The sequence below is a fragment of the Aquirufa salirivi genome (assembly GCF_045310485.1).
Taxonomy (GTDB): Bacteria; Bacteroidota; Bacteroidia; order Cytophagales; family Spirosomataceae; genus Aquirufa; species Aquirufa salirivi.
This window is the reverse complement of record NZ_JBEWZH010000004.1, coordinates 138,866-162,608: the sequence shown is the minus strand read 5'-3', so window position 1 is coordinate 162,608 and position 23,743 is coordinate 138,866. Positions and strand designations below refer to the sequence as shown.

Annotated in this window: 18 protein-coding genes and 1 tRNA gene; 6 read left to right on the top strand and 13 right to left on the bottom strand. The window is 37.7% G+C overall.

Going from position 1 to position 23,743, the window contains the following annotated elements; genetic code table 11:
• Positions 1-231: 231 nt before the first annotated feature.
• Positions 232-1,971 (top strand): T9SS type A sorting domain-containing protein, encoded by a 1,740-nt coding sequence (locus U0R11_RS06795; protein ID WP_406750823.1) that lies wholly within the window; start codon positions 232-234, stop codon positions 1,969-1,971.
• 3 nt (positions 1,972-1,974) lie between these two features.
• Here the strand turns inward: U0R11_RS06795 and U0R11_RS06790 are convergent, their stop codons facing one another.
• Entirely contained in the window at positions 1,975-2,385 is a 411-nt protein-coding gene (locus tag U0R11_RS06790; protein ID WP_406750822.1) for a GNAT family N-acetyltransferase, read from the bottom strand.
• Between the two features lie 130 nt (positions 2,386-2,515).
• Here U0R11_RS06790 and U0R11_RS06785 point away from each other — a divergent pair, with 130 nt between their 5' ends.
• Positions 2,516-4,978, top strand: coding sequence for a bifunctional YncE family protein/alkaline phosphatase family protein (locus U0R11_RS06785; RefSeq protein ID WP_406750820.1), 2,463 nt, complete (start codon positions 2,516-2,518; stop codon positions 4,976-4,978).
• A 40-nt stretch (positions 4,979-5,018) separates the two neighbouring features.
• On the top strand, positions 5,019-6,986 hold the full coding sequence (locus U0R11_RS06780; protein WP_406750818.1) for a TonB-dependent receptor plug domain-containing protein: 1,968 nt from the start codon (positions 5,019-5,021) through the stop codon (positions 6,984-6,986).
• A gap of 632 nt (positions 6,987-7,618) precedes the next feature.
• Here the strand turns inward: U0R11_RS06780 and U0R11_RS06775 are convergent.
• The 3 genes from U0R11_RS06775 to U0R11_RS06765 form a co-directional block, all read right to left on the bottom strand.
• The gene (locus tag U0R11_RS06775) at positions 7,619-10,036 is read right to left on the bottom strand and encodes a glycoside hydrolase family 95 protein (RefSeq protein ID WP_406750816.1); all 2,418 of its coding nucleotides are present in this window, start codon (positions 10,034-10,036) and stop codon (positions 7,619-7,621) included.
• Positions 10,037-10,044: 8 nt separating this feature from the next.
• Positions 10,045-10,992 carry a sugar phosphate isomerase/epimerase family protein gene (locus U0R11_RS06770; RefSeq protein ID WP_406750813.1) on the bottom strand — a complete coding sequence of 316 codons (948 nt, stop codon included), beginning with the start codon at positions 10,990-10,992 and terminating at the stop codon, positions 10,045-10,047.
• A gap of 180 nt (positions 10,993-11,172) precedes the next feature.
• A tRNA-Phe gene (locus tag U0R11_RS06765) sits at positions 11,173-11,245 on the bottom strand.
• A gap of 139 nt (positions 11,246-11,384) precedes the next feature.
• Here U0R11_RS06765 and lptB point away from each other — a divergent pair.
• The 3 genes from lptB (at position 11,385) to U0R11_RS06750 (ending at position 14,792) form a co-directional block, all read left to right on the top strand.
• Entirely contained in the window at positions 11,385-12,119 is a 735-nt protein-coding gene (gene lptB, locus U0R11_RS06760) for an LPS export ABC transporter ATP-binding protein (protein WP_406750811.1), read from the top strand.
• A gap of 50 nt (positions 12,120-12,169) precedes the next feature.
• The gene (locus U0R11_RS06755; RefSeq protein WP_406750809.1) at positions 12,170-13,297 is read left to right on the top strand and encodes a trans-sulfuration enzyme family protein; all 1,128 of its coding nucleotides are present in this window, start codon (positions 12,170-12,172) and stop codon (positions 13,295-13,297) included.
• A gap of 85 nt (positions 13,298-13,382) precedes the next feature.
• On the top strand, positions 13,383-14,792 hold the full coding sequence (locus tag U0R11_RS06750) for a capsule assembly Wzi family protein (protein ID WP_406750807.1): 1,410 nt from the start codon (positions 13,383-13,385) through the stop codon (positions 14,790-14,792).
• Between the two features lie 3 nt (positions 14,793-14,795).
• On the opposite strand, the gene U0R11_RS06745 is transcribed toward U0R11_RS06750, so the two are convergent.
• From U0R11_RS06745 to wecB, 9 genes are all read right to left on the bottom strand, one after another.
• Complete coding sequence (locus U0R11_RS06745) at positions 14,796-15,731, bottom strand: hypothetical protein (protein ID WP_406750806.1); 936 nt, start codon at positions 15,729-15,731, stop codon at positions 14,796-14,798.
• Between the two features lies 1 nt (position 15,732).
• Positions 15,733-17,100, bottom strand: a complete 1,368-nt coding sequence (locus tag U0R11_RS06740) for an MBOAT family O-acyltransferase (protein WP_406750804.1) — start codon at positions 17,098-17,100, stop codon at positions 15,733-15,735.
• 1 nt (position 17,101) lies between these two features.
• Positions 17,102-18,289, bottom strand: a complete 1,188-nt coding sequence (locus U0R11_RS06735; protein WP_406750802.1) for a cytochrome P450 — start codon at positions 18,287-18,289, stop codon at positions 17,102-17,104.
• Complete coding sequence (locus tag U0R11_RS06730) at positions 18,268-18,498, bottom strand: phosphopantetheine-binding protein (protein ID WP_406750800.1); 231 nt, start codon at positions 18,496-18,498, stop codon at positions 18,268-18,270. Before U0R11_RS06730 ends, U0R11_RS06735 begins: the two co-directional genes overlap by 22 nt.
• A gap of 276 nt (positions 18,499-18,774) precedes the next feature.
• Positions 18,775-19,686: an NAD-dependent epimerase/dehydratase family protein gene (locus U0R11_RS06725; protein ID WP_406750799.1), complete on the bottom strand. Its 912-nt coding sequence runs from the start codon at positions 19,684-19,686 to the stop codon at positions 18,775-18,777.
• Entirely contained in the window at positions 19,679-20,887 is a 1,209-nt protein-coding gene (locus U0R11_RS06720; RefSeq protein ID WP_406750797.1) for a glycosyltransferase family 4 protein, read from the bottom strand. The genes U0R11_RS06725 and U0R11_RS06720 overlap by 8 nt, the downstream gene beginning before the upstream one ends.
• Before the next feature lie 6 nt (positions 20,888-20,893).
• Positions 20,894-21,670: a 2OG-Fe(II) oxygenase gene (locus U0R11_RS06715; RefSeq protein ID WP_406750795.1), complete on the bottom strand. Its 777-nt coding sequence runs from the start codon at positions 21,668-21,670 to the stop codon at positions 20,894-20,896.
• Positions 21,671-21,701: 31 nt separating this feature from the next.
• A complete protein-coding gene (locus U0R11_RS06710; RefSeq protein WP_406750793.1) occupies positions 21,702-22,562 on the bottom strand; it encodes a dTDP-4-dehydrorhamnose reductase family protein in 861 nt (286 codons plus the stop codon).
• A gap of 5 nt (positions 22,563-22,567) precedes the next feature.
• Positions 22,568-23,701 carry a non-hydrolyzing UDP-N-acetylglucosamine 2-epimerase gene (wecB, locus tag U0R11_RS06705; protein WP_406750791.1) on the bottom strand — a complete coding sequence of 378 codons (1,134 nt, stop codon included), beginning with the start codon at positions 23,699-23,701 and terminating at the stop codon, positions 22,568-22,570.
• Positions 23,702-23,743: the final 42 nt, after the last annotated feature.

Genomic DNA, 23,743 nt, shown 5'->3' with positions numbered 1-23,743 from the left:
CCCTGTATTAGGCAGGTATGGGGTAAAAATACGCATAAAAAACAAAAAAAATAGCTCAACAGTACCAAGAATCACTCGTTGGAAAACCTACCTAGTATGCTGATTTGTAAATAATTTAATGAGGTATTGAAATCAAAGGAATGGATAAATTTAAAAATATTGATACCTTGTACATTGATTCATAAATATATTTGTCAGTAGTTTTTAGCTAGGGAAAGAAAATACAACTCCATGATTCATCGAATTTTAATTTTATGTTGCCTAATTAGTTTTTGTTTCCAAACAGAATTGAGTGCACAGAAAATTGGTGATTTTGTATTCAATAAATTACCCCAGAACTATCACTTTTATCCTAGAGATGATAAAAACAAAGCAGATATTATCATTGCTGCTGACATAACTAATAAATCCATAACAGCTGTATCCGTTAAAGTATTACGTAATGGCAACTTATTTAAATATGCCAAAAGTGCCATAACTGCGACGAGTACTTATAAAAACAATGTAAGCATCAATGCAGAACTAGCAGAATATGACCTGGAAATTTACCAGTTTATTGGGCTTGATTCTAGCCTTGTAGTCAAAAGGAAAAACATCGTAGCAGGTGATGCTTTTTTAGTCAGTGGCCAATCAAATGCATGGATAGGACCTATCGATGACAAAGTGTTTCAAGGAGAATACCTCCGTTCCTTTGGAGCAGTACAAGGTTCCGACAATTACGGACCTTATAATTTGGCGGATACCCTTTGGTCTCTTGCTACAGACAGAGCTCGTGTGGGACCCTGGGTTTCGGAAATAGCTAAATACCTCATTGAATCAGAAAAAATCCCCTTTTGTTTCATTAATTCTGCAGCGGGAGGTTCGGATATCGACTTCCATTTACAGTTGGATGGAGATTTAAAAGCTCCCAATGGTAGCAATATGATGCTATATAAAGCCACGAAAGCAGGGATTTTAGATAAGGTTCAAGCTATTATATACCGCCAAGGTGAAGCTGAATCCACCTTGCCTTTGGGAAGTCCATTTGATTGGTGGTGGAAATTTGATCAATTAAAAACCAAATACAAGAAGTACTTTCCAAGTGCCAAATATGTTTTTTGTCCACAAACCAACGTCTACGAATTTCAATATTCTCCGGCGGCTTTAGTCCGTGAAAATCAACGTGCTCAATACACCAACGACCTCTATGTCAAGTCTTTTGCTACGGTTGGAACTAAACAGTTTGATGGTCTTCATTATGGCAATGATGGGTATCGTCAAAATGGATTTGAATTATTCCGAATCATTTCGGCGGAAATTTATAAACGTCCTTGGGATAAACAGGTTTACAGTCCTAACGTGGTTAAAGCTTATTTCAAATCGAAAACAGAAACTAGAAAGTTGTACTTAGAGTTTGAGCAAGGCCAAATCATGGTCGCTCCTACCGATACCACCTTTCTTGACCCCACAGGAAAAACTCAGAAACGTAACATGAAAGATAATTTCTTTTATGATGGGATTAATGCGGTGAGTGCTTCAAAATTCATCGATAATATCGAGGTAGAAGGGAATAAAGTTATACTTAATTTGAATCAAGAGTATCCGAGCGAAATCATTAGTTATTTACCCGACTACTTTAGAGAGTTTTTAGCCTTCAATAAAACGCCTTTCCCTGGACCATTTATTAGAAATAAAGCTGGAATGCGGGCATTTGCCTTTTCGGCTATCCCCATTGTTCGCTTAGACCAAAACTTCGAATTCAGTATTGGCCCCAACCCGGCAGTGGATAAAATCACCATTCGTTGGCAAAATATGTCAACAGGCACATTGAAAATTTATGACATGAAAGGGAATGTGGTCTTTGAGGACACGTACCTTGCCGTATTTTTTAAAGATGTTGACTTGTCCAAATTACCTGCCGCTAATTACTTCCTAAGTACAACAGGACTAGACGGTTCCACCATCACCAAACGTTTAGCGGTAGTTAAATAATGTTTATTTTATTTCTTGGACATCATTAATGAAAAAGCAATAATCATGTTTTTGCATCCCAATTTTCGGATAATATTCCTGGGCGGCTGGAGCTGCTAAAAGAATTAGTTTGGCTCGAGGGTGCATGTTTTTAACTTTTTTCAACAATTGCTTGCCTATTCCGTGATGTTGGTATGCCTCATCTACAGCTAAATCTGCTAAGTAGGTAGTAAAGACAAAATCGGTCATACCTCTGGCTAAACCTACTAATTTATCCCCATCATATGCGCCCACATATACATTAGCGTTGTCTAACATTAGTTGCATAGCCGCCACATCTTGCATAGGTCTTCTTTGGCCCAAAGTAGATTTATCTAAAATTTCCATAAAAACCTCCACGGATAAAGAAGGATTTTCTTTATAGCTAATTACCATTTTATCAACATTTAATTTCTCCAAATCTACTTTTCTTTGCTCAATCCTAATTTACCAAATTATTAAAAAATGAATACTCGGTTCATTTATATAAAAATGCTTGTAAATTGAGCTATCAAAACCTTTCACTATGAAAATCCATTTCTCCAAAAGCCTGTGCTTAGGCTTAGCTTGCGTATTCTTATTGAGTCTCGACTCATTCGCTCAAAGCACGAGCAAATTACAACAAGATTTACAGAAAAAGAGAGTCCGACTTCCCAATGGTTGGAAATTATCTCCTCACGGAAAATCATTAGCATTAGGTGATTTACCTTTAAACTTGGCTGTTTCCGCTAACAAGCAATGGATGGTTGCCACGAACAATGGACAAAGTATCCAAAGTTTACAATTAATTGACCTTCAATCGAATGAGGTTGTTCATAGCATAGAAGTGGCAAAATCTTGGTATGGATTAGCCATAGCATCGGATAATAAAACAGTATATGCTTCTGGTGGAAATGACAATAAGGTTTTGAAGTTTGAGATAAACAATAAACAACTTATGGCTAAAGGGTCTATATCCCTTACTGAAAAGGCCAAGGACATCATCTCTCCCACTGGAATGGCTTTGGATGATGAACGTGGTATTTTATATGTGGTATCTAAAGATAATAACAAGCTTTATTTAGTAGATGTTCGCCAGAATAAAGTGACAGATACTTTCCCCTTACCTGCTGAAGGATTTACCTGTTTACTAAGTCCGAAACGAGATAAATTATACATTTCAATTTGGGGTGGTGCACAAATTTTGCCTTTCAATTGCCAATCAAAGAGCTTTGACAAAGGCATAGCTGTTGGAGATCATCCGAATGAAATACTACTGACAAAAGATGGTAACACCTTATTTGTTGCCAATGCGAATGATAATTCTGTCTCCATTATCAATACTCGCTCAAACCAGGTAATCGAAGTATTGAATGCGGCACTTTTCCCTAATGCCTTAGAAGGTTCCTCCACAAACGGATTGGCACTATCTGAAGATGAGGAGCGATTGTATATATCCAATGCTGACAATAACTGTTTAGCGGTCTTTGAAGTAGAACACCCAGGAAAATCGAAGTCGCTGGGCTTTATTCCAGTAGGTTGGTACCCAACGGCCGTGAAAGTGATTGGTAAAACAGTCTATGTGGCCAATGGAAAAGGATTTTCTTCATTTGCCAATCCAAAAGGCCCAAATCCACTAGCTAAAATCCAAAAAGTAACTTATCAGCAAGCGGATAACGAGAAAAAAGCCAAGGTAGAATACATTGGTGGTTTAATGAAAGGAAACATGTCTTTATTTCAAGAGCCATCGAGTGCTGAATTAGCTATTTTATCCAAAGCTGTCTATACCAATACTCCCTATAATAAGCAGATTGAACTTCAGGCCAAAGGAGAAAAAGGAAATCCAATCCCGACCAAAGTGGGAGGAAAATCACCCATCAAATATGTCTTTTATATACTGAAAGAAAACCGTACCTATGACCAAGTATTAGCGGATGTGAAGGGAGGAAATGGCGATGTATCATTGCTTTTATTTGGCGAAAAAGTAACACCAAATCAGCATAAGCTAGTTAAGGACTTTGTTTTGTTAGATAATTTTTATGTGGATGGCGAAGTTAGTTCTGATGGCCACAATTGGTCTACTTCTGCCCATGCTACTGATTATTTGGAAAAGACTTGGCCTACTGGATATGGCGGAAGAGGGGGTAAATATGATGGAGAAGGGAATCGGACAATTGCTAATCCAAAAAATGGTTTCATTTGGGATTTTTGTAAAAGAGCAGGAGTCTCTTACCGTACGTATGGGGAGTTTGCTGATGATTTCAAACCTAATATCCCTTCCATAGAAGGTCACTTCTGCACAGATTTCCCTTCCTTTGATCAAAAAATCATGGATACCTTACGTTTCAATCGCTGGAAAAAAGATTTTGATGCTTTACTAGCGAAAAACCAAGTTCCTCAATTCAATTCTTTACGTTTTCCAAACGATCATACAGAGGGTCAAAAATTAGGCTCTTATACCCCTACTGCCTTTGTTGCGGAAAATGATTATGCCATCGGTTTATTTGTTGAACACCTTTCCAAATCCAAAATTTGGAAAGAAACAGCCATTTTTATTGTGGAAGATGATGCTCAAAATGGTTCTGACCACGTAGATGCGCACCGAACTACTGCTTATGTGGCAGGTGGTTTTGTGAAACGTGGTTTTGTCGACCATACGCCATATTCTACTTCCTCGATGCTTAGAACCATGGAATTGATTTTAGGAATACCACCGATGAGTCAATATGACGCTGCAGCCACTCCCATGTACAAATGCTTTACTTCCAAAGCCGATGTAAGACCTTTCCAACATATTGCTCCACAAGTGAATATTTTTGAAAAGAATGTAGCCGATAATGCGAGTGCTCGTCTCAGTGAAAAACTTGATTTCTCTAAAGAAGATGCCATCCCTGATTTAGTATTGAACCAGATTATTTGGAAGTCGGTAAGAGGAGAGCACTCTGAAATGCCTGCACCACGTAGAGCCGCCATTCTAAATACGAAAGAAGAAGAGGAAGATGAGGATTAAGGTTTTATTATTCATTGTATTGATTTTAATGTGTCAAGACGTGTCGCTATTCGCCCAAAAAACGGCTAGCGACACGTTGCAAAATATTGTAGTTAGCGCTAGCAGAAAAGCTCAAACTATTCTACAAAGTCCCTATTCTTCTCAAGTTTGGACAGACTCAAGTATCCGTCAAAAAAGCGCGAGAACGAGTCCTGAGCTATTGATGAATATGCCAGGAATCTTTCTTCAAAAAACCAATCAAGGTGGTGGATCCTTGTTTGTAAGAGGACTTACAGGTAACCAAACCCTATTGATGCTGGATGGAATCCGATTCAATAATTCTACCTTTAGATATGGGCCAAATCAATACTTAAATACCATAGACCCTTTTATCTTAGAGCGCGTAGAAAGTGTCATGGGTTCAGGTGCTGTACAATACGGATCTGACGCTTTAACGGGCGTGGTGCATTTGTATAGTCAAAAACCTCAGTTTAGTACTAAGCCTTTATTACAGGTAGGGCTTCAAAAAAGATGGGCGACTAGCGACATGGAGAATAGCTACCAAGGAAAAATCATGTATGGCCAAAAAAATTGGAGTTTATTGGTGTCAGGATCGAGCAAAAAGTTCGGCGATTTAATTCGAGGCAACCAATTGGGGGCTCAAATCCCAAGTGGCTATCAAGAGGGCTCATCCATGTTTAAATTTCGACATCAAGCTACTAAGTCGTTTGAATGGGAGATCGGTTACCAGCAAATGGTTCAAAACAATGTCCCCGTTTACCATAAAATCGTATTAGAAAACTTTGCCATCAATGAGATGGAAAAACAGAAATATGAACGAGTTTATTGGAAAGGGACAGCCGTTACACAGCATGCATGGGCGCAAAAAATAACGGGAATAGTGGCCTATCAATCAAGTCTTGAAAAAAGAAGAGCCCAGAAAAATGCAAGTCCCATATTACGAGTAGAATCTGATCAAGTCGATACTCGAAGTCTCAGTATCGATGTTGAAAGTCAATGGACAAAGCATTGGTCCTCAAATTCTGGCTTTGAAATGTATCACGATGGAGTTGGAAGTTCTCGTTCGGATATAAACCAATCCTCACAAAAGATTATTCCGATGAGAGGACTCTATCCTGACCAATCCAAGTATGAACAAAGTTCCGTTTTTACGCTACACCATATCCGATTAAACCAATTTCAGGTTGAATTAGGCTTACGTTGGCATCAGGTAAAAGCTACTTTGCCAGATACCACATTAGGTTTAAGTATCGTTCAAAATCAAGCCTTGGTGTATACAGCTGGGATAAGCCGATTGATAGGCACCAACTCTTCGGTCTATCTTTCTAGCAGTTCTGGCTTTCGATCTCCCAATTTGGATGATTTAGGTAGCTTGGGGATCGTTGATTTTAGGTATGAAAAACCCGCCTATCAATTAAAGCCAGAATATTCTTTGAATCTGGAATTGGGTTATAAATTTGAAAATTACCGTTTTCGTCAACAAGTTTCCTTATTTAGAACTAGCCTGAGTAATTTGATCACCCGTGTAAAAACGACTACGATTATTCAAGGTTATCCTGTCTATGAAAAAAGGAATGTAGAAGAAAGTTATTTGGCTGGAGGAGAATGGTCAGGAATGTATAAAATCAATACAAGAAGTGCTTTGCAAGGGCAATTATCCTATGTTTTTGGTCAAAATTTGACTCAGAATGAACCCATGCGTCGTATTCCCCCATTACATGGTTCGATTCAATACCTGATTCAAACAGGACGATTTACTTCACAAATTGAGCATGTTTTTGCTTTTAGTCAAGAACGCTTGAGTGCTGGAGATAAATCCGATAACCGGATGAATCCTTTGGGTACAGCTGGCTGGGGCGTTGTAAATTTACAAACGACTTATGCACGCAAACATTGGCAGCTAAGCCTTCAACTTCAAAACCTAGGTGATGTGGATTACCGCATGCATGGTTCAGGCATTAATGGCGTAGGGAGAAGCATTTGGGGACAGTTTCTTATTTCAATGTAGAATTATTATTGTCTTGTCCTGATATAGGTTGAATTGGGGTTCATTGCAAATAAAATTTAGTAGTTTCAAAACCTCCAAAGGCTTTCATTTTATAAAAATTAAAGGCCATAGTAAATGGTATGATTATTGTAATTTGAATCAGCCCATAAATAACATCACTTAAAATCCAATTTTACGGTATTTCTTTTTTTTCAAAAAAAGAAACAAAAAAACTTCTTTTCTTGTCGGTCATCAAAGGCGAATTTCGCTTCGCGAAACCGTGATTCACTACGCTATCGCCTATATTTTTGACGCCGACACGCATCGCCTTTGCTTAGGTCAAAAACTCGTCTACCGCTTCGTTCATCATCTTTCGCTCGTGCTGACCGAAGGGAATTATAAATGATGAATGCCTGAATGACGTTGACCGTTGTATCTATTTTTGGATTCTACGTTTTAACAGTCGAATGTGTAGTGTACATCGGTTCCGCTTAGCGGAATTCGTCTTAGGATTAACCGTATTTCTTCTGTTTTTTTTGTTTCTTTTTTTATCAAAAAAAAGAAATACCAAGTAGGTTTTAGTGCAGTTTTTAATAAGCTCAAAGTCAACCGATTTCAGGACAAGACATCAAAAATTCTACATTCTTCATTCCCTACAGGATTCTCACTTTCTTCCCCTTAGCAATTTGTATTTCTTTGGAGGTACCATTCACAAATAACTTGGTCTTCCCGCCAGGAACGCCTTTGATGTACAATTGAACAACCTTTCCATTTTTCCAAGCCATATCAATCTCAAATCCACCTCTTGCTTTGAGCCCTTTTACTTCTCCTTCTACTTTCCAGTCATCTGAGATAGCAGGAAGTAAATAAATTTTACTCATATCAGATTGTACTAACATCTCGGCTACGGCAGCTGCACCACCAAAATTTCCGTCAATTTGAAATGGCGGATGTGCATCAAATAAATTAGGATATGTCCCTCCGCCGCGACGGTATTCAATCTTTACGCCATCGGGTTCGACATATTTCAATAATTCACGATACATTTTGTAAGCATGATTTCCGTCCTTTAATCTTGCCCATAAATTGATTCTCCAGCCTTTAGACCATCCTGTAGTTTCATCCCCTTTGATTTCCAAGGTTCTTTTGGCTGCATTCGTCAAGGCAGGTGTGTTTTCCACTGTCAAATGAGTGCCGGGAAACAAACCAAACAAATGACTTTGATGGCGGTGAGTTGGTTCTACATCTTCCCAATCAAAATACCATTCTTGTAAATTCCCATTTTTACCCACTTGATACGGATATAACTTTTTCAAGGCCTCTTGTAGCTGCTGGCTAAAGGAAGGATCCTGTTTTAGTATTTTATCGGCTTCAATGAGATCTTGAAATAGCTCCCGAATCATGGCCAAATCAGCAGCTCCACCATAAGCTGTTTCTCCTTGATAGCCAGTAGGTGTTATGAATCTATTTTCTGGAGAGGTTGAAGGAGAAGTGATCAAATTTCCATGTTTGTCAGGGATTAACATCGCCAAACAAAACTCCGCTGCACCTTTCATTAATGGATAAGCCTTTTCCTTCAAGAATTTATCATCCTTGGTAAAACTGTAATGTTCCCATAAATGGCTTGCAGCCCAAGCACCACCCATGTACCAGTTGGCCCAGCTTGGTGAACCATTTCCAAAGTCCCCCACGGGATTTGTCATAGCCCAAATGTCCGAATTATGATGTACTGTCCAGCCTGGAGCATTATAAAAGGTCTTCGCAGTAATTTTTCCCGTTTTCTCTAAATTTTCAATGAAGCTTAAGAAAGGGGTATGCATTTCCGACAAATTGGTATTCTCTGCTAGCCAATAGTTTTCTTCCGCATTGATGTTCATGGTGTAATTACTACTCCATGGTGGTCGAATATGTGGATTCCAAAGACCTTGTAAATTGGCTGGTACACCCAAGGTTCTCGAACTTGAAATCAATAAGTATCGACCAAATTGGAAATATAAAGTTTCTAAATAAGGGTCTTTTTCTCCTTTGGCATACCTTCTTAAACGATCATCCGTAGGTAATTCAGGAGCTTGTTCCCCTCCTAAACGAAGATTCACCCTATTGAAATACTGTTGGTAATCCTGGATATGTCTAGCTCGCATTTCAACGACTGTTTTGCGACTTGCTACTTGCAATTGTTCTTGGGCAATGGCATCATCATTTAGACCTTGGCTTTGAGGATTTTTATCAAATCCATTAAAACTTGTGGCTAATGAAACTAAAATGGTTGCCTCTGTGGCGTTGGAAAGACTTACCGTACTATCTGTTCTACCGACTTGACCATCCGTAGATTGTAATAATACATCTGCTGAGAAGCGAGTACCTTGATTATCTTTGAAAATAATCGGATTACCTTCTTTCCTAACGTAATTAGGATCTGCACGTACGGGAGCTACTCCTTGAAAGTGTAGGTGATTGATGGTAGATTTTGATTTATACCTTAATTTAGAACCAAATCTGACACTAAAATTGAGGCCTTTGGCTTGAGAACTTTTCAGGTGAATGACTAGGATTTTGTCTGGATAAGAAACAAAGTATTCTTTTGAAATGGTTTGATCACCAGCATCATATTTGACAGAGGCTATGGCCTTCTCCAAATCTAATTCTCGGTAATAATTCTTTACCAGACTGGCTTTAAAATCAATGTATAAGTCGCCCAGTGGCGCATAAGATTCCGAAAACTTACCTTGAAGTTTTTTGACCAAAGAATCTGCCAATTTGTAATTTTCTTGTTTGAGGGCTTCTCGAACTGCAGGTAAGTTCTTATAGGCTTGAGGATTCATGTAAGGATCCATCGGCTCTCCTGACCAAAGCGTGATATCATTCAAATGAATTTTATCCGTATCTGTACCCCCATAAACAGTGGCTCCAATCCGACCATTCCCCAGAACTAGTGCTTCTTCAAAATATTGTGCAGGCTTATTATACCAAAGTTTTAACTTCTTGACTGAGGATTTAGTAGCTGGTTCTGCGGCTAAATGAATAAATGATATTCCACTAAATAGCGCTAACAGTAAACTGAATTTTTTCATGAATTAATTTATACTTTATATTGAGCATTTACTCGTTTAACCACTGCTTTCATCTTTTCTAAACCTGTTTTAGCTACGACCAAGGGGTCTTGAGCATACAATTGTTTATTGAATAATTCTAAGGAAAGTACTACAGGTTGGGCACTTGGTTTTAATGCATGTACGATTTTATCTATGGGAGCTTCTCCATCGCCAGCGTATATTCGATCCGCGTCTTTTATTTGTTCTGGTTTGAGGCTCGTCACATAATCGTTGATATGAAAAATTTCGATAGAATTTTCTCCTACCAAATGAAGACTTTCATGACTAGAACCACCTTTATAAATATGGAATACATCCAATAATAAACGTGCCTTGGCATGTCCACTTTCTGCTGCAACAAAAAGCACATCAGCCACACGGTGCAAATTTTTTGAATGTCCCCACATCTCCAATTGAGGAATAACATTCATTTGTTCCCCTAATTCTAAGATGGTTCTGTAACGTTCTGCAGCGGCTTTTAAATTCAATCCTGGCATAGTTGTGGCACCCATAGGAGGTGCGGCAGTACGTTTACAGCCTAATTCTGCTAATAAACCCATTTCACGTTTTAGTTGCTCTATGCCCTTGGTCCGCGTGGTATTGTCATCTACAATCCATTGAGCAAATCCGATGCAATTTTCAATGCTTAAACCTAAATCTGAAATGCGTTTTTTTGCATCTGAAATGGTCCCTCCAGAGGCTAAATATTTCTCTAAAGTGGGCATCCAAATTTCAACTGACCTGAAACCAGCCTGAGAAGCCACTTCCAATTCTTTAATGAATCCTAAGTTTTGGCCCATGATGGTACTTAGGTTCAAACTTAATCGAAATGTGTTTTTAGATGGGGTATTTTGGGCTGTTGAAAGCTGAGGAACAAGCGCCATTCCTGCAGTAGTGCCTGATGCTTTCAGTAAATCCCGACGACTCATTTTCATAGGTTATTAAGCTAGGTTAAAATCAGTTTACTTAGATTTGTCAACTTAGATTTGTCAACTTTTAAAAAGTTGACAAATCTAAATCCAAACCTGAACAGATTCATATGATTAACAAATCTAGCCTAATATTGGATAAAAAGAAAGACCCTAACTTTCGTCAGGGTCTTTCTAAAATTGAAGTGGTAGAGCCCGGACTCGAACCGGGGACACACGGATTTTCAGTCCGATGCTCTACCAACTGAGCTACTCCACCTCAATTGCCCGATTGCTTTCGGGATTGCAAAAGTAGGAATATTTTTTAAAAATGGCAATTCCCCAAATAAAAAAAATGGAAAAAGCTTGGAATAAGCTTTCTACTTGCTGACCCCAACTCTTTTCCCTATTTTTGAAATATGATCCTAAGAACAGAAAACCTGGTAAAAAAATATGGCCAACGATTGGTCAATGACCACATTAGCTATCAGGTTGCCCAAGGAGAAATTGTTGGACTTCTAGGACCTAATGGTGCAGGAAAAACAACCTCTTTTTACATCGCCACAGGCTTAGTCAAGCCTAATGAAGGGAAAGTTTGGTTAGATGATTTAGATGTGACCCACCTACCCATGTACAAGCGGGCTAGGTTAGGAATTGGATATTTGGCGCAAGAAGCATCTGTTTTCAGAACATTGACCGTCGAGGAAAATATTTTGGCTGTGCTCGAAATGACCAATTTGACCAAAGCTGAACAAAAAGAGAAAACAGAATTACTCTTGGAAGAGTTTTCTTTAACACATGTTCGAAAAAGCCTAGGGCAAGTGCTTTCTGGCGGAGAACGTAGGCGAACAGAAATAGCTAGGGCCTTGGCTGTAGACCCCAAATTTATCCTTTTGGATGAACCCTTTGCTGGTGTAGACCCCATCGCCGTAGAAGAAATACAAAGTATTGTAGCCAAATTAAAATACCGCAACATTGGTATCTTAATTACCGATCATAATGTAGATGAAACTCTTTCCATAACAGACCGTGCCTATTTATTATTTGAAGGGAGAATTCTAAAAGCAGGCACTCCTCAAGAATTAGCCGATGATGAACAAGTTCGTCGATTGTATCTGGGTAAGAATTTCGAACTTAGAAAGAAACACAAATAAGTGATTAGGGATATTGAATGTAGAATGAAGAATGTAGAATTTCAATATAAATGAAAAAAGAAACACTAGCCATACACAGTACGAACCTGATTGATGAAACAGCGGCATCCATAGCAGCTCCAATCTTTCTAAGTACCACTTTTGAGCGATCAGAAGACGGAACCTACCCCAAAGGACACATGTATGCTAGAAATTCAAGCCCGAATCGAGACGTACTAGAAAAAGCGCTTGCCGCTTTAGAAGGTGGAGCCAAGGCATTTACCTTTGGATCAGGTTTAGCGGCTGTCAATGCCGTATTCCAATGCCTACAATCGGGAGATCATGTACTCATGCCTTCTGTAGGTTATTATGCGAGCTATAAATTAGCTGAAGAAATCTTGGGTCCTTGGGGTTTGCAAGTCTCCCAAGTGGACATGACAGATCTAGAAGCCGTTCAACGTGCTATCCAATCCAACACAAAACTAATTTGGGTGGAGTCGCCAGCCAATCCCATGCTAAGTATAAGTGATATTGCCGGAATCTGCCAAATCGCCAGTAAATTAGGTATAAAAGTAGGAGTCGACAATACCTTAGCTAGCCCCATTTTACAGTCCCCAATTGCCCTTGGAGCCGATATTGTGATGCATGCAACCACCAAGTACATCGGCGGCCATTCTGACATATTAGGTGGCGCCCTTATTCTCAAAGATGATGATGCATGGGCACATAGAATCCAGCGAGTTCAGATATTAATGGGCGCTACGCCCAATCCACTGGATTGTTACCTACTTGCACGTGGCTTAAAAACATTGCCTTTGAGGATGAAAGAACACAGTAAAAATGCCGCCATTTTGGCAGAAAAGCTGGAAGGGCATCCTGCTATTGAAAAAGTTCACTACCCTGGGCTACCTAGTCATCCTCAGTACCACTTAGCCTTAACGCAAATGCCATTCGGACAAAGTGGCATGATTGCTATTCAATTAAAAGCTTCGGAAAATGCCACCCAAAAGTTCGCTTCTACCTTAACTTTATTCCAACAGGCTACTAGTTTGGGGGGAGTGGAAAGTTTAATCGAGCATCGTAAGTCCATCGAGGGCCCACAAAGTAGTACACCCGGGAATTTATTACGTCTTTCCATCGGTTTAGAGCATGTGGACGATTTATGGGAAGATTTAAATGCTGCGTTAAATAAATTATAAAAAGAAGATGTTCATTTGTTCGGGCATATTAGTAAATTAACCGTATAGATTACTCATTCTCTATCTATATCAATCCGTTATATACATGCTTCTTTCTCTACTACTTAGTTCTTTTATTGGTCTTTCAAGTCCTCCATTAGTCAAAGATACCCTAAGACACACGTCTATGGATATTCTAGCCGTTGGCTCCTCCAGTGGCACGAATCCTTTCTGGACCAGAAGTTTACAATATGGTACGGTTCCAGTGGAAAATTCAACTGGAATAATACGTGTTAAAACTGGTAAATGGTACAATCCGAAAAAAGACCTTGATTGGACTTATCAGGTTGAAGGAACAGGATGGTTAGGTAAAGATTCCAAGTTTTTATTGTCAGAAGCATACCTTGGACTTAAAAAAGGGGCTTTTGAATTATGGGGAGGTGCCAGAAGGGAAGTAATTGGCTTAGGTGACACCACCATGACGGGAGGTTTTTTCATTGGGTCAGGCAATGCCCTTCCCTTACCTAAAGTTCATGTAGGCACTCGAAATTATGTCAATGTGCTCCATGATTGGGTGGGAATCAATTTCCAATTAGCCCATGGTTGGTTCGATAATCAAGGAGCCATGGAGAATTCCTATTTACATCAAAAATCGCTTTATTTTCGTTTTGGCCAACCTAGTTCTACATTCAATATATTCTTAGGCTATAACCATCAGGCACAATGGGGTGGAAGAAGACGCGACCCTAAAGGGGGCTTTTACGATACTTACCCATCCGATTTCAATGCCTTTACCCAAGTGCTTTTAGGTGCCGGAGAAGGTATTTTACCGGATGATGACGAGAACAATAAATACGGAAACCACTTGGGGAGTTTAGACATAGGTTTTCGTTTCCAAAACGACCAGATAGCGGTACTGCTTTATCGACAAAACCCTTATGAATCAGACCGAATTTGGTCATTGAACACCATTAATGATGGGCTGACTGGCCTTTCGCTGACAATAAAAGAGCCCAACATCATTGAGGGTATCAGTTTGGAATACCTATATACTGGCAACCAAGGTACTTATCAGAGTATTTTGGGTAGCTTATTGAATAAACAAGATCATGATTATCCCAATATCGTGAATTATTTGAATGTTCGTGGGCGTGACGGATGGATTTACCAGGGAAGAGGGATTGGGACTCCATTGATTATCATGGACAAGGAAAGTCAACAAGGTGGAGGTCTTTCCTTTGCTTATAATGCCCTGAGATCCATATATGTAGGTATTCGTGGAACATTACCGCAACAAATTCATTGGATGGCCAGACTTTCCTCTACATCCTATGATTATCCCGTAATCCCAGCTAATAATCCAGAAAGCTACCTAAAGCAATTTTCGGCTTCACTGAACCTACAAAAACAACTGAATAAGAAACTAGGACTTTCTTTACAAATAGCGGTAGACCAAGGAGATCGTACCAAAAATACCGTAGGAGGAATGTTGGGGATGAAGTATCGTTTACAATAAATCTTACTGCCAGTTCTTTTCGTTGGCTTTGATGTAGTTGACTAAACCTTGGGAGTAAATGAGCGATCCTTGGTAGTTTAAATGGTTTCTATCTTCTAAATAGTTGGCTTTTTTTATTTCCTTCAGAAATAAATCATCATATTCCCATTTCAAACTAGACGGAAGTGTCGAATAGATCGGTATCTGTAAAGCTAATTCATCTTTACTTTTATAATTCAAAGGCATCAAAAACACCACTTTGAGATTCCCCTTTACTTGCAATTTTATAATCTCTTCTATTCGATTCCATATTTCTATATCCACTTTACCCTTAGAATAAGTTACAAGATCCTGCCGAGTTATAAATGAATCATGGTGAGGATAATTAGATTCATAAATAGGGGTATATCCTATGATTTTATAACTTTGATCTATCTCTCCAGAGATTAATCCCTTGACCCCCATTTGTTGTTTGGTAATCCAATCCCAAAACACCTTTTCGGTATTTTCAAATTTCGTCCTGAAATCTTGATTTACATGGATGTATTGATAATAAGAAAATGGGAAATCAGGAAAGCCTAAAACCTTAGCCGTGTAGGTGAATGATATGGGCATTTCGGATTTAAATTTGGTCAATTCAATAAAAAGCACTTTTTTCCCCGGCATTTTACTCAAAAATTGAGCGAAAAACAGGTTTTGAGCTAAACTATTGCCCGACATTCCAAAATTTATCGTTTCCCAACCTGACAATGAATCATTTAATACCTTGGGATTCACACTCTTCATTATTCTACTAGAACCTAAAAAAAATAGTGTACTCGACTTTTCATTTATTTTGGATAAACTAGCTTGTAAGCTAGCTTCATACTTTTCATCTTTTGGCATGGTATGCCTTTCAACCAGTTCTTGTACGGCAACAAAAAACAAAACCCAAGCTATCCATTTTAAAATTTCTTTCATTTTAAAATTTTAAATAGTAATTATCCATCCCTTTCATAAAAACACCAAAGAAAATAATACTTAAAATCAAAGGTAAATACAGCAACCTGCGTTTCCATGAAGGCAAAGATTCAAAATACGCATCCATCCTAAGATCTTTCGACCAACGATGATATTGGTCCACCATGAAACACATGGCCAAAATAATAACCACATTACGCTTTTGAAACAAAAAAACATCCATCGGCAAGAAATTAGGCTTGCCAATTCTTATGAATAAACCTTCTAATGAAGGAAATATGAATACCAGAGCAAGCAACGAACATATCAGCAAATGGTAACCTATTTCTAAGAATTTATAACTGTTATTTTTCTCCATTCTTTCAGGAATTTTCCACCGCTTTTCCAATAAAATCCAACATGCATTCAAGAAGCCCCAAATAAAAAACTTCACCGTGATTCCATGCCATATACCAATCAACAAATATGTCAACAACAAGAGTATATAGGGCTTATCTCTCCAGAACTTGAACTTCATTTGCCAATAAAAAAAATAATCTCGAAACCATTCATTTAAGGTAATATGCCAACCCCTCCAGAACTCATGTCGATTCCTAGATAGATAGACTCTCTTATGAAAATTGTCTTTTAAGCGAACATTGAAAATTTCAGATACCCCTTGAAAAAAATCTACAAATGAGCTAAAGCTAAAATACAGATAGAAGAAGAATATAAATCCTATTAATAAAGTCCACCATCCCCCAATATCACTTTGCCTGAGTTCTATTTGTAATTGATTCAATCGCTGAGCCACCACAAAATTTTTGAATAGCCCCCATAAAATTAATCTCATGCCATTATTAAAAGACTTTTTAGTGATTTTAGCTTGATCAAATTGTTCGTTTAGGTAGTTGAACCGATGCAAGGGACCTGCATACAAAGTGGGAAAATAGAGTAAATAGGCCGCCAATTTAAAAATTGAATCCGTCGATTTAATATACCCTCTTTTAATATCCATCAAATAACTAATGGCATTAAAAACAAAAAAACTCAAGCCAATAATTTGCCAAGGTTTATCCTCATTCCAAAAATCATCCAAAGATAGACTCCTTGAATCCATCCATATTTCCCTCAATTTATAAGAAACTAAAGCTCCTAATAAAATCCCTATACCGACTCCAATCTTAGAAGAATTCTGACTTTTATTCCCCAAAAAATAGGTAATGGTGGTCCCTACCAAGAGGACACCAAAGCTTACTGGCATAAATAACCCTAAAGTCAGCAAGGAACTACATAGTAGAGCAATCCAAGCTTGTCTACGAAAAATAAAGCAAAAAATGATAGCTAAAAGAGTAAAGAATGCACTAGAAAATAGTCCAATTTGTGCCATACTAATTCTTTTTAAGCATGGCGCGTTCTAAAGTCCTCATAAATATTTGATTCCCCCAATGCAAAGGCTGCATGGTATCAATAGTAAAATTTTGAAGAAATGCTACCATAGGTTTAAGTCCAAATTCCATTTCTTTCCTAGCAATCAACGCTCCTAAACATAAGTGCATTCCTGCCCCAAAAGCAAGATGTGGATTAACCTGCCTATTTGGTATAATTTCATCTGGCGAATCAAATATTTCCTCATCACGGTTGGCACTAGCTATTCCCAAAATAAATCGCGAGCCTTTAGGGTACACTAATCCATGTAAAGTCACCTCCTTTTTACTAATTCTTACTGTAAATTGAAGTGGCGAATTGAAACGTATAAGCTCCTCCGTTATCCACTTGATTTGCTTAGCGTCAGCTTCCAATATATATTTTACCAAACTTGGTTTTGACAAAACATTATACAGTGAATAGGATAAATTGTCTTTAGATGTTTCAAAAAATGCCATTAATGTCAACGCCAAAATGGAATAATAATCATCCTCTTCAAATTCAAATCCATCCAATTCTTTGATCAAATTGGACTTAAAATTTGACTCTGCAAATAGCCCTTTCCCCTCGATAAAACATTCATTCATTTTAAGATACATGTGTTTGGAAACAAATATATCTTGACTTCTTGCCGCCAAATTAGAATATTCAAAAACTTTCTCCAGACTTACAAAATCCTTTAATCCAATAAACTGTTTTAAAATATGAAAGATGAAGTATTTAGAAAAATCGACAATATCTAATTCCTTATCATCTTCAAAATGGCTGATGCAATCATGTACAGCCTCCTGAATTAAACGATCAAAATCATAGCTGAATAATACTTTACCCAAGGCAATTCTCAACTTCCGATGAATGTCTCCATTCAAATACATCAGCCATTTACTGGTAGTTTTGGCTAAAAAAGGGCAAGTTGAACTATTTTTAAATATATAACTTTCTTTACTTTCGAAATATGTGGCCAAACTACTCACCTCAAAGTCTGTCGAATCTAAGATGGGCGCAACATCACGATATCTAAACAACAAAATATTCCCAAAACTGTCTTTCTGGATAGGGTTATGCTGTCTACTTAGCGCATAAATAGGATAAGGATCTTTAAAATATTCAGGAGCAAATGGATTCCATTTTACTGTTGACTCTCCAACCATACACAGAGCTTATTGATAGTATTATACTCCGAAAATAAGGAAGGATCGACATTTTCCAACTGAAATTGGCTTTCCATTTCAAAAGAAATGGAAACAATGGCTAAGGAATCCAATTTAAATTGCTCGAATGTAGCATCGCAATCAACCTCCTTTTCCGAAATAGACGCCTCTGAGGCTATTTGTGCAATCAACCAATTTTTATATTCCATAAAGACTATTTATTCGTACAAAACTAGGCATAAATGTTTAAAATATGTTTAATCGAGGCCAATGGGGTATATATTTTGTTTTGACTTGCAAAATATTCACCCAAAAATAGCCCATTCTTCAAAGTAATAGAAAATGCTCATAATTCTATCCTAAGAAATGAAATATCTTTGTAATGAAGTCTTAATTTTTAAGAATAACCTTCTATTAGAAACGAATGAAGGCAGTTGAGTGAAGAATACACTCGATGAAAGCTAAGCGCTAACCTGTAGGCTAAGCTATTTTGATGATTGCAAAAAAGAGGAGAGTGTTTTTAAAATGCCATCTCGAGAGTTTAATGGCATTTTTTTTCCAATAGCTTGCGTTATTTTTTCATTACTAACAACATAGCTCTCCGTTAATTTGGTTAATCTTTCGGAATTTAAAGGCAAATGTATCCAATCGCCCAATCGAGCCATTCCTTTAATCCATAATTGGGGTAAATTCCAAATAACAGCTTTCTTCCCAACTGATTTGGCCATTAACTGTATTAACTCATTGGTTGAAAACGCCTCATCATCAGCTACTTGATATATACCAGATGGAATTTCCTTCCTTGAAATTAATTCTTGGATGACAAATACTAAATTGTCTATACTACAAAAAGAACGGTGGTTACTAAATGCGCCTAAAGGCCAAGGAATTCCTCGACGAACTACCTCATAAAGCAAATTTAAATTGCCTTTGTTACCCGGGCCATGAATCATGCAGGGTCGAAGTATGTACACCCTTTTACCTTCAGGGATGGGTTGGCTTAGTATATATTCTTCTGCTAAAAGCTTACTTTTACCGTAATGCGTTTGTGGATTTGGATGCACGTGTTCCGTTAAAGTCCCTACTACCGTATCTGCAGATGCCTTAACTGAGCTCATGAAAATAAAAGTTGATGCTGTTGATTTTAAAAATGCATCAAAAATCTGCTTGGTCAATTCCGTATTAACAGCATAATATTCGCTTGGGTCGCTAACGTTTTTTAAATCATGTGCTTTCCCGGCCAAATGAATCAGTACATCTAATTCTATTGGTAGATTGATTGAATGTAAATCCTTTCTAGGCAGGTTTTGTACTAGATAACTATTTGCTAATAAACTTGCTGACAAATTTTTCCCCACAAATCCGCTACTACCAGAAATCAATATCGACTTATGCATTTTGCAAAATTTGTTCAAGCTTAGTTAGCAGAAGTTCTCTTTCAAATTCAGACTCAAAATAGCGTCGTCCATTTCTCCCCAATTCATCTTTTTCTTCGGCAGATAAATGATATAGTTTTAAAATAGCTTCTACTAAGCCTTCAGGGTCTTCCGCTCCTGCAGAAAACCCTGATTGGGATGCTTGAATGATCTCATGTCCTATTCCATCCAATGAACCTATCAAAGGCCTGCCACAAGCTAAATAAGATTGCAACTTACCAGGAATTGTCATGGAAAAAATATCACTTTTTTTCAAACTCACTACCAATGCATCTGCTTTAGAAAAGAAATATGGCATTTTATTTGGGCTAAAGGAACCCATCAGTAAAAATGAATCTTCCAAGGACAATTCGGCAATTTTTGACTTCACATATTCCTTTTGTCTTCCATCTCCTAAGATCAACCAGGTAATGGGTATCCCTTTATTTTTCAACATATGCGCAGCTTGAATTAGCGTATCAAAACTCTGTGCTTCTCCAATATTTCCCGCAAAAACCAATTTAAACCCTTCTGGAATATCTATGGAATGATCTATTTCAATATTTGTTTGAGAATAAAATCCCTCAGCATAAAATGGGTAATAGGTAATTTTTTGTTCCGGCACCTGCTGTCCCAACAAATAATCCTTGAATCTAGGTGATTGAATTAACAGTTTGAAAGTATGTTGGTAAATCCACTTGGTCATGAATTCCATCACTCCCAAAATAAATTTGTTTTCAATTCCTCCTGCAATTCGAATACTTTCTGGCCACAAATCTTGAACCCATAAAAAATTAGGTGCTTTAAATCTATATTTAGCCACTATACCAGGGATACCGACGGTAATAGGAGAAGGGGCAAATATAAATATTTGATCAAATGGCCCTCTCAAGGACAATACTTTGAAAGAGGCGAAGAAGGCAAAAGAAAAGTAGTTTAGGAATAATCTAAGCCCACCCCCATGGCTCCTTAAAAACAAATTAGATCGATGAATGGGAATACCTTCCCACATTTCTTCTGATTTTGTATTCCAAGAATATCCCTCAAAATATTTTCCTTGGGGGTAATTAGGCTTTCCAGTCAGGACGGTAACGTCATGTCCCCGCTCTTTTAAGCCAAGACATACATCATTGATGCGGAAATTCTCTGGCCAAAAATACTGGGAAATAACTAAGATTTTCATATTTTATTACTGAAAATCTCTTGTTTTGTTACCTCTTTTATCAAGAACGCCTTTCTTCTTCCATAATGCTGAATGGGGTTCTGCGACTGCAATTTGATTTGAAGGGCGTGGATCTTTCGTATAATAATATAAAATAACAGACTTCCGAACTTGGCCTTCTGGGAAATTCAAAGGATCTGGTAATCCATGAAAACTAAAATCATTGGTATCAAACAATACTAATCGATTATATAAGGGAGCTACTTTTTTTACCAAATTATCTCCTGTTTCATCATATAAACCAAACTCCCCTCCCCATCCATCTTGCCAACCAGGATTCAAATAAAATATGGCATTAATCCTTCTATTTAAACCCGATGCATCGTGATAATTACCATCTACATGTACATCCAATAAACCTCCTCGAACGGTAACGTTTAATCCCCCACCAGTAAAATATGGATCAGGCATAAGTTTTGGAATATCAAATCTTTGAGCTATGGCCTTCAACATTAAGGATGAATTAAGAACTCGAACTGCGTCTAAAACCCCAGAAGGAATATCAAACTCAGATTCCCATTTTGACCTTAATTTTATTTCAATTCCTTCGTCATTCGTTCTTTCCCAAGCCTCATTCGTAATATCTGGAAAATTCTCCAAAACGTCATTTGCCAACTCCGAGCTAAAGAAATTGTCTATTACTATATGTTTAAAAGGTTTATCAAAAAATGATACTTCAGTCTCTGCTTCACTAATTTTTTTTGCACTTTGCTGTGCGACAATTTTCAATTGTTCTTGGTTCATGATAATATTTTAAAACTATTCAAATAAAAAATCACATCGGGTAAAATTTTTGATATAGGGATTGATTTGTCTCCATCCAATTCCATTGGTCCTCTAGCATTTTCTTGTAGGAAGGCACTTGATAATTCAATTGCTTGGAAGGAATTAAGGATTTATCTACAAAATAATCACTAAACGCTTTTATTGTTAAATCTTCTCGTTTCCAAATATCCTTAAGTAGTTGGAGTAAATCAAACTTAGATATCTTTTCACCATTGGTTACATGGGCTAAACCAACTAGATTCTGCTCGATGGCCTCATGGATAACTTTGGCCATTTCCAGTGTCGTTACACCGCTCCATAGAGCACGCGTATAGCCATTGATTTCGCCAGACTGCTGCATAAACCAATGAAAAAGACCTACTCCATGTACTTTTAATTCCGGACCAATAATCGAGGTTCTAAGTGTTAAATCTCGACTATTAATCACTTCTCCTAGCGCCTTGCTTTTACCATAGGTATCATCGGCATCACGCAAATCGTCCTCTTGATAAGAACCTCGCTTGCCAGAAAAAACACAATCTGTAGAAATATGGATGAGTTTACCTCCTGTTTTTTCTAAGATACTGGATAACTGATTAGGGAAATAAGCATTTAAATAAATGGCATTGCTTGGATTAGAATTGGCTCCGCCAATCAAAATACCCACACAATTGATTACGATATCAGGTCGCTCACGAACGATTAATTCTTCCACCTCCTGCTTATTATAAGCATCTAAAAGAATACTTTTATCTGTTAATTTGGATTGATACGACACATCGATAACTTCATACTTCCCTAAATCACGTAGATAGAAATATACCATGTGGCCTAACATGCCCGATGACCCTAAAACAATTATTTTCTTCATATTCATTATTTATGCCAAACGGTACGGTTAATATAATCCGTATAAGATAAGATGATTCGTAGTACCTTTTTGGATACGTTATCCACTTCATAATCTTTCACCGTATGAATAACTTGATTATTTTCTTCAAATTGGGACACCACAATATGAATGGATTCTAAAATTCGGTCTGAATTTAAGCCTGTCATGATCAATGTACCCTCATCCATTCCCTCTGGTCTTTCATGTGCTTGACGAATGGTAATGGCAGGAAATTGCAAAATAGAAGACTCCTCTGTGATGGTTCCACTATCTGAAATTACGCAAAAAGCGTTCATCTGTAATTTTATGTAATCTAAAAACCCAAATGGCTTCATGAATTCAATCAAAGGATTGGTATTGATAAATCCAATTTCCGTCAATTTTTTCATGGTCCGAGGATGGGTAGAAACAATCACTTTCTTTTGGTATTTGGTAACAATCGCGTTTAAGGATGCTAATAAGTTTTGAAAATTAACTTCTGAATCCACATTTTCCTCTCGGTGTGTACTGACAATAAAGTAATCCCCCTTTTTTAAGTTTTCATTTTCCAATACAGGAGAATTTTGAATGGCTTCTGCATGATAAGCCAAGACTTCTTTCATGGGAGAACCCGTTTTAATCACTTTTTCAGGAGCCAAACCTTCTGCCAATAAATAATTGCGGGCATGCTCCGACAAAGGCATATTGATATCACTCAGATGATCCACAATTTTACGGTTAATTTCTTCAGGAACTCGTTGATCAAAACAGCGGTTTCCTGCCTCCATGTGAAAAATAGGCACTTTTTTTCTTTTAGCAGAGATGACCGATAAACAACTGTTGGTATCTCCATACAATAAAAAAGCATCCGGCTTTTCTTTTTCTATGATTTCATCTGATTTGACAATCACATTCCCAATGGTTTCTGCCAACGAAGCCCCAGCTACATTTAAAAAATAATCTGGCTTGCGTAGGCCCAATTGCTCGAAAAAGATTTCATTTAATTCGTAATCATAGTTTTGACCTGTATGAACTAAAATATGATGCGTGTAGCGGTCGAGTTCGCTAATAACTCGACTTAATTTGATGATTTCAGGACGTGTCCCAACTACGGTCATCACTTTTATTTTATTTTCCATACGAATAAACTGTCTTTATTTCTTGATTAAAATCTGCCTTTC